The 12,370-nt window shown below is 45.0% G+C and carries 9 protein-coding genes; 4 read left to right on the top strand and 5 right to left on the bottom strand.

The genetic code is table 11. The features are described from left to right. Positions 1–26 precede the first annotated feature (26 nt). The gene (locus B5444_RS05710; protein WP_079654262.1) at positions 27–1,580 is read right to left on the bottom strand and encodes a type I restriction-modification system subunit M; all 1,554 of its coding nucleotides are present in this window, start codon (positions 1,578–1,580) and stop codon (positions 27–29) included. Between the two features lie 132 nt (positions 1,581–1,712). Here B5444_RS05710 and B5444_RS05705 point away from each other — a divergent pair, with 132 nt between their 5' ends. Genes B5444_RS05705 through purH form a run of 4 tightly spaced genes read left to right on the top strand, consistent with a single transcriptional unit; the run spans position 1,713 to position 6,352 of the window. Continuing rightward, positions 1,713–2,396 carry a PilZ domain-containing protein gene (locus tag B5444_RS05705; RefSeq protein WP_079654261.1) on the top strand — a complete coding sequence of 228 codons (684 nt, stop codon included), beginning with the start codon at positions 1,713–1,715 and terminating at the stop codon, positions 2,394–2,396. After that, positions 2,393–3,568, top strand: a complete 1,176-nt coding sequence (locus B5444_RS05700) for an ABC transporter permease (protein ID WP_079654260.1) — start codon at positions 2,393–2,395, stop codon at positions 3,566–3,568. The genes B5444_RS05705 and B5444_RS05700 overlap by 4 nt, the downstream gene beginning before the upstream one ends. Positions 3,569–3,588: 20 nt before the next feature. Next, positions 3,589–4,824 (top strand): FAD-dependent oxidoreductase, encoded by a 1,236-nt coding sequence (locus B5444_RS05695; protein WP_079654666.1) that lies wholly within the window; start codon positions 3,589–3,591, stop codon positions 4,822–4,824. A gap of 16 nt (positions 4,825–4,840) precedes the next feature. Next, entirely contained in the window at positions 4,841–6,352 is a 1,512-nt protein-coding gene (purH, locus tag B5444_RS05690) for a bifunctional phosphoribosylaminoimidazolecarboxamide formyltransferase/IMP cyclohydrolase (RefSeq protein WP_079654259.1), read from the top strand. A 4-nt stretch (positions 6,353–6,356) separates the two neighbouring features. Here the strand turns inward: purH and B5444_RS05685 are convergent, their stop codons facing one another. The 4 genes from B5444_RS05685 to B5444_RS05670 are packed head-to-tail and all read right to left on the bottom strand — an operon-like array spanning position 6,357 to position 12,351. Next, entirely contained in the window at positions 6,357–7,799 is a 1,443-nt protein-coding gene (locus tag B5444_RS05685; RefSeq protein ID WP_079654258.1) for a leucyl aminopeptidase, read from the bottom strand. Beyond that, positions 7,799–8,356, bottom strand: a complete 558-nt coding sequence (gene ilvN, locus B5444_RS05680; protein WP_079654257.1) for an acetolactate synthase small subunit — start codon at positions 8,354–8,356, stop codon at positions 7,799–7,801. The genes B5444_RS05685 and ilvN overlap by 1 nt, the downstream gene beginning before the upstream one ends. 3 nt (positions 8,357–8,359) lie before the next feature. Beyond that, positions 8,360–10,114: a biosynthetic-type acetolactate synthase large subunit gene (gene ilvB, locus B5444_RS05675; RefSeq protein WP_079654256.1), complete on the bottom strand. Its 1,755-nt coding sequence runs from the start codon at positions 10,112–10,114 to the stop codon at positions 8,360–8,362. Between the two features lie 53 nt (positions 10,115–10,167). After that, positions 10,168–12,351: a penicillin-binding protein 1A gene (locus B5444_RS05670; RefSeq protein WP_079654255.1), complete on the bottom strand. Its 2,184-nt coding sequence runs from the start codon at positions 12,349–12,351 to the stop codon at positions 10,168–10,170. Positions 12,352–12,370: the final 19 nt, after the last annotated feature.

Here is a 12,370-nt window from a genome sequence, read left to right as displayed (position 1 = left end):
TTCTACACTCCTCATATCCTAAAAATTTAATGAATTAGTCCCAGTTCCTTCAATATTTTTTCCAGCTTTTCTTCCACTTCTTTCCTCTCTTCTTCTAATTCTCGTAGCTGAACTATGGCATCTTCCAATGGTAATATATCGTCTTCTTCGGTGTGCCCCACGTAACGAGAAGGGCTAAGGTTATAATCATTTCTTATGGCTTCTTCTTTTGAGATAATCTTGCTTATGCCGTTTTCTTCTTTCCAGTTTGAATATAAATCTGCAATTAGTTTTACTTTATCCTCTGGTAGGTAGTTCTTTGGCCTTCCTTTTTCAAACAACTTGGATGCGTTGATAAGCAGTATTTGGTTTTTCCTTTCCTCGGGTTTTGCTTTGTTGATAACAATGATAATACCCGGTGCAGTGGTGTTATAGAATAGGTTTTCTGGAAGCAGTATAACTGCTTCGATATAGTCGTTATCGACAAATGCCTTTCTAATATCCCTTTCTCTGTTCTTGCCGCTTGTTCCACTACCACGGGAGACGGCACCGGTATCCAACACAACGGCCATTTTTCCCTTATCCTTCAAAGATGCAAACATATGCTGTATCCATCCCCAGTCAGCTGTATTGGAGGGTGGATATCCAAAGGTAAACCTGTCGTATGGATCATTTTCGTAAACTGATTGCTCAAAATTCTGATTCCACATGGGATTGGCAACAACGAGATCAAACTTTTTTAGAGAACCATCTGGATTGAGGAAAGCAGGCTTTTTCATCGTATCACCGAGGGCAATTTCCGCCTCCATATCGTGAATGAAGACGTTCATCTTTGCCATGGCGTAAGTTGTAGGGTTAATTTCTTGTCCGTAGAATTTCACAGGTTCTATGGAAGTGTCATTACCATACTTTTCCTTGAATCTTAAGTGGCATTTAATCAACAATCCACCAGAACCACAACACGGGTCATAGATTTCGTTACCAGGTTGTGGGTCTAAGATAAGTGCCATCAGAGTGGCCACCTCTCCAGGTGTGTAAAACTCTCCGGCGGATTGGCCTGAACCCTCGGCGAATTTCTTAATAAGGTATTCGTAAGCTCTACCTAAAATGTCCGGGTCTACATCCTCAATTCCAAGGCGATGCCTGCTTAGAACTTCTATCAGTGCTTTTAGACTCTCGTCGCTTATAATTCTTTGTCCCGCAACCGTTGCATTAAAATCTACCATATCAACAACACCATGTAGTTCAGGGTTTTCCTTTGCAATTTTCCTGACTACATCCGTCAGATATTCACCGATGTTTTCTGTATGTTTGCGTATTTCTTCCCACCTGGCTTCTTTAGGCAAATAGAAACGAACAAGCTTGCGATCGTCCGAAATAAGTTCCTCGATAGACTCAGGATCCATATTTCCATACTTTTCCGAAAGCAGCTTAACTTCATCTTCAAATACATCGGAAAGTCTTTTTATGAAAATCAAGGGCAAAATATAATCTTTGTATTTAGGTGCGTCTATCTCACCCCTGATCTTACAAGCAGCTTCCCACAGCCAGTTTTCAAGAGTTTTAATATCAAGCTTGCCTTTATGGTTGTTGGTATGCATAGAACTTTCCCCCTTTTTGATTTGCGGCGACCATGCCTAAGGACTGCATGTATATCATAGACACAATTTTACTATTTTGTCAAGCACTTTGAAAGGCCATAAACAACCTTCAGGTGTGTTAAACTTTAGAACGTGGACGTTAAAGAAGTCCTGAGAACGTTGCAACCAGGTCAAAGGTATGAGTTGCTGACTGTGTGGAAAGAGATACCCATAAGGACTAAACTACTGCTAAAGTGGGTATCTCCTAACGACATGCTTGTAGGCTTTGATTATAGAGAGTGCGTTTTTAAGAACGTGATACAGAAAGGCCATGTATATTTGAAGGTGGGGGATATGTACTTGGAGACTGTTATATTTAGCAACATACGGGATGAGCTTGTGCTGGAGGTTTTGAACTTAACCTCGCCTCCTCCAGTGGTTATGAGGGAGTTCGTAAGGGTAGAGCCTTCGGAAGAAGAACCTGTTTACGTAGACTTGTGCTTGGAAGATAGGTGTATAGTAAACACTAAAGCTGTAGACATAAGCGAATCTGGTGTTGGAATTCACGTATCACCGGATTATTCTGAAGAGCTTATGAAGATGCTCAACTTTCCAACAGAGGATCTACTCCACAAGGCTTTTGATGTACATATAAAGCTTCCGTCTGGGCATGTGCTCGAGGCCAAGGGTGAGCTAAGGAACATAATAAAAGATGTTGAAGGTGCTTACATACGCCTAGGCTTTCTGATCAAGCTTTCACCGAAAGATGAAAAGCTACTCAGGTCTTACATACTAAAAAGGCAGAAGGAAATAATAGATAAACTTAAGTCTTTATGAAACTACTGCTTAGGCTTGCCGTTAGGTTTCTCTTTGGGGGAAAGAGCTATACACATCTGGTTACAGCGGTAGCATTCCTTGGTGTGATGATAGGTGTAGTTGCACTACTTCTTACCATGGGTGTTTTCTCAGGCTTTCAAAAGGCTCTAAAGGAAAAGATTCTCTCTAGCATGCCTCACGTGATAGTGAGCCTTATAGAGGGAAAGCCAGATGACCATCATCTGACGATAATACGGAAAAATCCATGGGTAGAGAGGGCTTTTCCCATAATGGTATTCCAGGCAGTGATTGGAAAGGACAGAACTTTCCAGAGCGTGAGCGTAAAGGCTATAAGACCTGAGGATATGGGAGTTTACGCGGGTGCCATCCTTGAAGGAAAGCCAGGTGGTGTCATGATAGGGAGTGGTTTGGCCGACATACTGGGTGTGAAGGTGGGGGATCAGATAACTCTTATCTCACCCATGGGTATAAGGACTCCCTTGGGCTTCTTACCTAAGATAGAGAGGGTTAGGGTGGGAGGTATTTACAGGAGGGGGACCTTTGACCAGGACTACCTTACGGTGGTAATGCCCATGGAACAAGCTATTTCTATTTTTGGTGATAGTTGGCAGCTTTCAGGTTATGAAGTGTACCTAAAAGATCCTTACATGGCCCAGGATGTAAAAAAAGAGCTAGAGAAATCTTTGGGAAGCTCTGTCTTTGTCCGTTCTTGGGTAGATTTCAACCAGCCTCTTTTTAACGCCCTCGAACTGGAAAAGAGGGGAATCTTCTTCGTCCTACTTCTCATGATTCTCATAGCCTCCTTTAACATCACTAGCCTTCTTTTTATGAAAGCAAGGGAGAAGGTAAAGGATGTGGCTATCCTCAAGACCTATGGGATGAAGAGCGGGCAAGTTTTCCTTCTCTTCGTCTTACAAGGCTTCATCCTAGGCTTCTTGGGAGCGTCCTTAGGTGTAAGCTTGGCCTTTTTGGGTGAGTGGCTCATAAACCGCTACGATCTTATAAGGGTTCCGGCGGACGTTTACCTCATGGACCATGTACCCTGCTATATACAGACGCAGGACCTGGTGCTCACCTTCTTAGGGGCTCTTCTCCTTTCTTGTATGTCAAGCCTCCTACCTGCCTATAAGGTCAGTAAGGAAAAAGTGGTGCAGGTGTTAAGAGGTGAGTGAATGCCCTTATAATCCATCCTATGGACTACGACCTTGTGGTGTTGGGTGGGGGGCTTTCCTACACAGGCCTAGAGATTTTAAAAAACAAGGGTTTGAAGTTGGCTCTCGTGGAAAAGGATCCTGATCATCTGGGTGGTGTTTGCCTTCATGAAGGTTGTGTGCCTACAAAGCTGTACCTTGCAGAAGCCCAAAAGCTCCTTTATTTCAAAACTTCAAGACTCTTTGAGGGAGAGGTGAAACATATTGACCTTAAAAGGCTCAAGGCCTACAAGGAAGAACTTTCCGAAGAGTTGAGAAAAGGTATACTGAGTCTTCTTAAGGGTGCTGACATACTCTACGGGTATGGGGAGCTTGTAGAGCCAAACTTGGTAGATGTAGAAGGCAAAAAGATCTCGGGTAGGTACGTGTGGATAAACACGGGAAAGAGGCAAGAAAGGCCCCCAGAAGGTTACATAACTACGGACCAGGTTTTTGAACTGGAAGATGTTCCCGACTCTGTCCTGATAGAGGGTGATGATCCTATAGGTTATGAGTTTGCTTGCTTTTTCAACGCTTTGGGCAGTCAAGTTTTTCTAAACCTAGATGCAGATCTCTCCTTTATGCATCCTAGTCTAAAGATCAGGTTTGAGAAGATGCTTAAGGAGTCTGGCATAAAGATAAAGGAGAAGAAGGATGATGCAAGTCTAAAGATCTACGCTAAAAGAAGGATACCCAACTCTGATTGCTTAAAAGTGGATATTTCAAAGGACAAGTATGGTCATGTACTGGTAGACAAGGGCTATGAGACATCCCTCAAAGACCACTTTGCTATAGGTGATGTGAACGGCCTTTGTGAGCTCGCTCATGCTAGTAGGCTTCAGGCCATAAGTGTGGCTAAAAGACTGTCGGAAGGTAGAGGTTTTTATATACCACCACACAAGATCCCTTATGTGCTTTACACCATACCCATGGCCTACGCAAAGGTAGGCTTCACAAAGAAGGACCTCCAGGAGACTGGCGTAGAGTACACAGAGAAAGGTATAACCCTAAGACCCTTCGCGGTAGGAAGCATGTATTCAGCTCAGGAGGCAAGCGCTTACCTGTACTTTGATAAGAAGGGCTTTTTCCTTGGCGGTGAGGTTCTCTTTCCTTTTGCTTGGGAGGTGATAGGCTTTCTGACCTCATCCCTCTTTGGAGAGTTTGACATAAACCTCCTCAAGAGGATACCCTTACCACATCCTACCCTCGTAGAAATCTTAAACATAAGGCTTCTGTGATGTATAATAGATTTAGGTGAGAAGAGCTTTAATCTCTGTCTACTACAAGGAAGGTGTAGAGGAGATAGCCAAGGCCCTTGAATCTGCAGGTTATGAGATAGTTTCTACTGGAAAGACGGCCACTTACCTGCAAGAGCTTGGTATAAGTGTAAAGAAAATAGAGGACATAACTGGCTTTCCTGAGATCCTAGGTGGTCGTGTAAAGACACTCCATCCTCTCATCCACGGGGGGATACTTTTAAGGGAATGGGTGGAGGAAGACCTAAAGCAGTCCAAAGAATTGGGCATAGTTCCCATAGACGTGGTAGTGGTAAACCTCTATCCCTTTGAGGAGAAGTTGAAAGAAGGCCTTGAAGAAAGAGAACTGTTAGAGTTTATAGATATAGGTGGTCCGACACTCTTAAGGGCATCCGCTAAGAACTTCTACAGGGTAGTAGTGGTGGTAGATCCACAAGACTACGGATGGGTGTCCCAGAAGATAAGAGAAGGAGGGCTTACCCTTGAGGAGAGAAGGAGACTCGCCGCCAAAGCCTTCGCCTATACCTCTTACTACGATGCTCTCGTGTGGAACTATCTCTGGAAGGAAGAAGGTTTTCCCAATTTCTTTTCGCTACCCTTTAAGAACCTTAGAAGCCTAAGGTACGGAGAGAATCCACACCAAAAAGGATTCTTGCTAGAGAACCCCCTTGAGAGCTTGGGTATAGTCAAGGCAAAGATCCTCCAAGGAAAGGAAATGTCTTTCAATAACTACCTGGACGCAGATGCTGCTGTTAGATCTGTTTCCGAGTTACAAGGTCCTGCATGCGTCATAGTCAAGCATAACAACCCATGCGGTGCTGCTGTAGGTTCTGACCTTCTGGATGCCTTTCTAAAGGCAAAGGAGACTGATCCAGAGTCTGCCTTTGGTGGTATAGTAGCCTTTAACGACATCGTCGATGCTAGACTTGCCCAAGAGCTTACGGAGATGTTTCTGGAGGTTGTAATAGCTCCAGAGTATGAACCTCAGGCCCTGGAAATTCTAAGCAGGAAGAAAAACCTAAGGGTTATACAGTACTTTGGCCACAGCATCTGGTACGACATAAAGAAGGTTTCCGGCGGTTACCTTATGCAGGAAGAAGACACAGAGCTTTACCGAGAACTTAAGGTAGTTACTAAAAGAGAACCCACGGAGGAGGAGCTTAAGGATCTTATATTTGCTTACAAAGTGTGTAAGCATGTAAAGTCTAACGCTGTAGTAATAGCAAAAGGAGAAAGAACACTGGCCATAGGTTCTGGCAACACTTCAAGGGTGGATAGCCTTAGGTGTGCGATAAGCAGGGCTCACAGGTATGGTTTTAACCTGGAAGGTGCCGTCTTAGCCTCCGAAGCCTTTTTCCCCTTCAGGGATAGTGTGGACATAGCTGCAAGTGTGGGTATAAGGGCCATAATACAGCCGGGAGGTTCTATAAGAGACAAAGAGGTAATAGAGGCAGCGGACGAGCACCACATAGCTATGATTTTCACGGGTACTAGACACTTCAAGCACTGATTAATTAAAGGCTAAGTATATACTCCAGCAGAGTCCTAACTCCAAAACCAGTGGCACCTTTAGAGTAGTAACCATACTCTTCTTTGGTATAGGCCGGCCCTGCTATATCTAAGTGGACCCACTTTATACCCTCATCCACGAACTCTTCCAGAAACATGGCAGCAGTAATAGCACCACCGTACCTTCCTCCTGAGTTCAGGACATCAGCCTCCCCTTTCTTTATCTTCTTTCTGAGCCTCTTGTCGTCCATGGGTAGCTTCCACATACGTTCTCCCGTTTCTTTTGAGAGTCTTAGGATTTCATCTCCAAACTCATCGTCGTTGGTAAACAACCCTGCCGTGTACTCTCCTAAAGCTACTATACATGCACCGGTGAGCGTAGCCATATCTACTATCTTAGAAGGCTTTAGTCTCGAGGCATAAGAAAGAACATCTGCTAGTGTGACTCTACCCTCTGCGTCTGTGTTGTCTATCTCTATGGTCTTACCGTTCAAAGCCACGATTATATCATCGGGTCTGTAGGCAGTACCACTTGGCATGTTTTCAGCGGCACCTATAAGGCCATGGACTTCCACCTGTGGCTTTAGCTCGGCTAGGGCTTTCATTATACCGAGTACGGCACAGGCCCCCGATTTGTCCATCTTCATGGTCCTCATGTAGTCTCCTGTCTTTATGTTCAGACCACCAGAGTCAAAGGTAAGGCCCTTACCCACTAGCGCGATCTTCTCCTTAGGTTCTCCCTGAGGCCTGTAAACCAGATGTATAAACCTTGGTGGTGTAGCCGAACCCTTTCCTACGCTCCACAAGGCATTCATACCCATTTCCTGTATTTGCTTCTCGTCGTATATGGTGCACTCCAGGCCATACTCTTGGGCGAGCTTTTGAGCTATCTCTGCCAAGGTTATGGGATTGATTACGTTCCCAGGTTCGTTTACAAGGTCCCTTGCAAAGTTCTGGGCTTCTGCAAATATACTTCCAACCCTTATACCTTCTTCGTCCGCACCATGGAGTGTAACCTTTTCAACTTTGACACCTTCTTCTTCCTTCTTGGTTTTGTACTTGTCAAAGGAGTAACTTCCCAGAAGCACACCCTCCGTTATTGCCTTGGAGAGCTTGTAGTCAAGGCTTTCCCCTACGTACACGCAGACAGAGCTCACCTTGTCCCTTTTGAGCCTTTTCACTAGAAGGGCACCTGCTACTCTGTAAGAATCCAAAGAAGTTTTATCTTTTTTACCGAGACCTACGGCGTATAAGGGGATAAAACCCTTTCCATCAACAGGAAGATGTACCTTTACCAAACTTTCCTCTTTACCCTTGAAGTTCTCAAGTCCAAGGAGCTCCTCGGCTACCTTTCTCTTTTCTCCCAGAACATCCAAGTTAGAAAAGTCATCTTCAAACAAGAAGATGGCCACCGGACCGTCTAGGGTAAAGCTTCCAGACTTTACCATCACTCCTCCTCCTGCGCGTTTAACTCTCTTTTAAGAGCTATCTTACCAGTCCTTGCCATTTCTTTTATGCCAAAGGGTTTAATAAGCTCTAGGAAGGCGTTTAGCTTGTCTTCAGAGCCTGTTATTTCAACTGTGTACGTCTCTGGAGAAACATCTACCACCTTACCCCTAAAGATCTCTACCAACCTCAGAACTTCATCTCTAGCCCTTGGTGTAGCTGTATGTACCTTTACAAGCATGAGCTCCCTTTCCACATGAGGAATGTCTGTAAGATCCTTTACCTTAAGCGTGTCTATGAGCTTCCGAAGCTGCTTTACCACCTGATCTATGACTACATCATCACCTATTACTTCTAGAGTCATCCGGGATATACCCTTTTCGTGTGTCTCTCCAACGGACAGGCTTTCTATGTTGTATCCCTTACCTGCTATCAGGGTAGCTATCCTAGCTAATACTCCAAGCTCGTTCCTTACTGTAAGGCTTATTAAATGCTTTCTAACTATACCCTTCTTGGTTTCCCTGTAAAGAGGAGCCTTCACAAGGTTGAGATCTTCCATCTTTTACCCCACTAAATACATGGTTTCTGCTTCTACTTTCTTTTTACCATCGTCTAGTATCATCTCCCTGTAAGACTTTCCTGCTGGTACCATGGGCAAGACGTTCTCTTCTCTGTCCACATGGAAGTCCATTAGCACTGGCCTGTCGTCTATCTTCAGTGCTTCCTCTATTATTTCCCTTACGTCTGAGGGTTTTTCAGCCCTGAAACCTACAGCCCCACAGGCCTCAGCAAGCTTTACAAAATCTGGCTGTACGCTCAGATCTACTTCTGAATACCTCTTTTCGTAGAAGAGCTCTTGCCATTGACGTACCATACCAAGGTAACCGTTGTTAATTATAGCTATCTTCACTGGGACTTTGTACTGAACAGCAGTAACCAGCTCTTGCATGGTCATCATAAAGGAGCCATCACCGTCTATGACAAAGACTTCTTTATCAGGCCTGCCTATCTTGGCTCCTATGCCGGCTGGGAGGCCAAAACCCATGGTACCAAGACCACCGGAGTTTATGAACTGTCGTGGGAAGGAATACTTGTAGAACATGGCAGCCCACATTTGATGCTGACCTACGCCCGTAGCTATTATGGCGTCACCTTTGGTAGCCTCCCATATCTGTTCTATTACGTACTGTGGTTTTATTACCTTATCAGACTTGTTGTACCTTAGAGGGTGTAGCTTTTTCCACCTTTCTATCTGCTCAAGCCACTTTTGTCTCTCTTCTACAAACAGTGGCTTTCCACCCATCTTCTTTAGTTCTTCTATCAGCTTCCTGAGAACTATCTTGACGTCCCCTACTATGGGTATGTCCACCACTATGTTCTTTGATATGGAGGCTGGATCTATGTCTATGTGGATTATCTTAGCTTGTGGTGCAAACTCTTCCACTTTGCCAGTCACCCTGTCATCAAAACGTGCCCCTACTGCTATCAGAAGGTCGCAGTGGTAAACAGCCATGTTGGCGTAGTAAGTACCGTGCATACCTAGCATGTGGAGGGCAAGCGGGTGAAGTTCTGGAAAGGCCCCCTTACCCATGTTGGTGGTGGTCACTGGTATCATCATCATTTCGGCTAGCTCTACAAGCTCAGCCTGAGCCTCTGCCTGAACAGCACCACCACCTACGTAAAGGACTGGCCTCTTTGCTTCAAGTATGGCTTTGGCTGCCTTTTTTATCTGCTGAGGGTTACCCTCAATGTGAGGCCTGTATCCTGGTAGCGACTCTTTTACCTCCTCAAGGGAAGGTATACCTACAGAGGATAACTTTTGGGTTATGTCCTTAGGTATGTCCACGAGTACTGGTCCAGGCCTTCCCGTCCTGGCTATGTAGAAGGCCTGTCTGAGTATCAATGGTAAGTCTTCTATTCTCTTGACTAAGAAGTTATGCTTTGTTATAGGCCTTGTTATACCTACTATGTCTACTTCTTGGAAAGCATCGTTACCTATAAGGTGGGTTGGGACTTGACCTGTTATAAAGACCACGGGTACAGAATCCATGTAAGCGTCAGCTATGGCAGTCACAAGGTTGGTAGCACCAGGTCCGGATGTGGACATGGCTACACCTACTTTCCCCGTAGCCTTTGCGTACCCCTCCGCCATATGCCCAGCACCCTGTTCATGCCTTGCCAATATATGCCTTATGCTTCCATCCCTGTAGAGGGCATCGTAGACTTCCATTATGGCTCCACCAGGATGACCAAAGATAACCTCAACCCCTTCTTCCTTTAACACTTCTATGACTATATCTGCACCTTTGCGCTCCATCCTTTTCCTCCTAAGGATAAGGTAAAAAATATATGCATAAGATTAGCTTTTTGTTAAGGTTTTCGATCCTTCAAGAGGTCCGGATTAACTATACCCTTAAGCTCGTCTTGAGTTTGCTGATCTGTGCTCTTTTGGTTCTGACTGCACACACCTTCGGTACCTGCCACGAAGAGCATGGGTGTGGGACAGTTTACTACAACTACACCATCAGGTATGGGAAAGTCTTCCTTAGGATACATAAAGGCGGCCACTGACATGTAGTCCATCCATATGGGTAGTGCTACCTTGGCACCTGCCATACCTTTACCCATAGACCTCTTCGCGTCGAAGCCTACCCATACTCCTGCGACTATGTTGGGTGAAAAGCCTACAAACCAAGCGTCCATGTAATCGTTGGTAGTACCCGTCTTACCTGCCAAAATCCTGTCCATAGAGCTTGCGGCCACACCAGTACCTTCCAGAATTACAGCCCTAAGCATGTCTACCAGTACTCTAGTTTCTTGTGGAGGAAGCACCTGTTGACATTGTGGTTTGTTCTCTTCTAGGATAGTCCCATCGGGGGCTACTATCTTCTCCACAAAGTATGGCTTGCAGTAAGTTCCGAGGTTGGCGAAGGCCTGAAAAGCTGAAGTTAGCTTTAAGGGTGTTACTTCTATGCTACCGAGGGCCATAGAGTAGTAGGGTTTAAGCTCTATGCCTAACTTTCTACCTATTTCGATAGGAAGGTCAAAGCCTATGTCTGCCAAGAGGTTTACGGTTGCCGTGTTTATGCTTTTAGCTAGGGCTGTCCTCAGCGTAACCATACCGTACTGTTCACCCTCGTAGTTGGATGGTGTCCACTCTTTGCCTTTGGATGGATCGTAGAAGCTCCTAGGCGTGGCGTCTATCTGGGATACTTGGGTGTATCCTTTCATGAGAGCTGCTAGGTAGATAATAGGTTTGATAGCTGAACCTGGTTGTCTCTTTGCGTATACCGCTCTGTTGTAAGGACTCCTTAAATAAGAATAACCCCCTACCATGGCTCTGATAGCTCCAGTTTTCACGTCAAGGCTTACCAGGGCACCCTGCAAGTCTGGCAAGACTTCGATCTGAAGTTCTCCTTTCCTTCTATAGACCCTTACCAGTACAAAGTCTCCCTTTTCCACTGGTAACTTCACATCTTTAACCTGGAAAACTTTGTCCTTTATGGCTATTTCCATAGAATCCTCGCTCACGTTCTGAACCTTTCCTATGTAGACTTTTCCAGGCTTTAAGTCTGTTTCCTGCGAGTCGTATATCTTTTGCACCTCATACGGATCCTCAGGAAGGTATGGTATGCCGTTAGCCTTGGCAACTCTCAGCACGCCCCTTTTTACAGCCTGTTGGGCATGGATCTGGAGGTCTTTGTCCACGGTGGTGTACACCTTGTACCCGCCTGCCAGTATTACTTCTCCGTACTTATTCACAAGGTAGTCTTTGACGTAGTCTAAGAAGTAATCCATGCCGTAGTATCTGTTTTCCAACTTTACGTGTATTGGCTTTTTCGTATACCTTTCATAATCCTCCTTTGATATGTACCCATCTTCGTACATCCTGTAAAGCACATAGTTCCTTCTTTCAAGAACACCTTCCGGATTTCTGAAAGGGTTGTACTTGGAAGGAGCCTTTGGAAGAGCTGCAAGAAGAGCAGCCTCATCCAAGGTCAGGTCTTTGACGTGTTTTCCAAAGTATATCCTTGATGCTGCCTCTACTCCGTAGGCTCCTTGTCCCAGGTATATGTAGTTAAGGTACATTTCCAGTATCTGGTCCTTGCTAAAGGTTCTTTCTATCTTCAACGCTAAGAGGGCTTCTTTTATCTTTCTCTTTATGCTTCTCTCCGGTGTTAAAAAGAGGTTTTTAGCAAGCTGTTGGGTTATTGTAGAAGCTCCCTGTACTACCTCTCTGTGTCTTAAGTTAGCCACTACAGCCCTCACTATTGCTATAGGATCCACACCTGGATGCATGTAGAAGTTTCTATCCTCTGCTGCTATAAAGGCTTGTCTTACGTGCAGAGGAATTTCGCTCAAGGGAACGTAGTACCTCCTCTGTATACCCACATCACCAAAGACTCTCCCCTTATAGTCGTATATGACGGTAGCTTCCGGGGGCTTCCATCTTTTGAGATTCTCCACAGAGGGAAGGTCAAGAGAAAGCGTAAAGAGAAAGGCAAAAGGTACAAACACAAAGACTAAGAGGGAGAGCAAGATCAGTTTTTTCATCGCGTATATATTTTAATAA

Source organism: Thermocrinis minervae (genome assembly GCF_900142435.1).
GTDB lineage: Bacteria > Aquificota > Aquificia > Aquificales > Aquificaceae > Thermocrinis_A > Thermocrinis_A minervae.
Note: the sequence above shows the minus strand (reverse complement) of the source record. Positions and strands in the feature narration are given on the sequence as shown.

Coding starts and splice junctions, on each gene's coding strand:
- B5444_RS05700 (WP_079654260.1), top strand. CDS start 2,393: ATGAAACTACTGCTTAGGCTTGCCGTTAGGTTTCTCTTTGGGGGAAAG.
- B5444_RS05695 (WP_079654666.1), top strand. CDS start 3,589: ATGGACTACGACCTTGTGGTGTTGGGTGGGGGGCTTTCCTACACAGGC.
- ilvB (WP_079654256.1), bottom strand. CDS start 10,114: ATGGAGCGCAAAGGTGCAGATATAGTCATAGAAGTGTTAAAGGAAGAA.
- B5444_RS05685 (WP_079654258.1), bottom strand. CDS start 7,799: ATGGTAAAGTCTGGAAGCTTTACCCTAGACGGTCCGGTGGCCATCTTC.
- B5444_RS05710 (WP_079654262.1), bottom strand. CDS start 1,580: ATGCATACCAACAACCATAAAGGCAAGCTTGATATTAAAACTCTTGAA.
- ilvN (WP_079654257.1), bottom strand. CDS start 8,356: ATGGAAGATCTCAACCTTGTGAAGGCTCCTCTTTACAGGGAAACCAAG.
- B5444_RS05670 (WP_079654255.1), bottom strand. CDS start 12,351: ATGAAAAAACTGATCTTGCTCTCCCTCTTAGTCTTTGTGTTTGTACCT.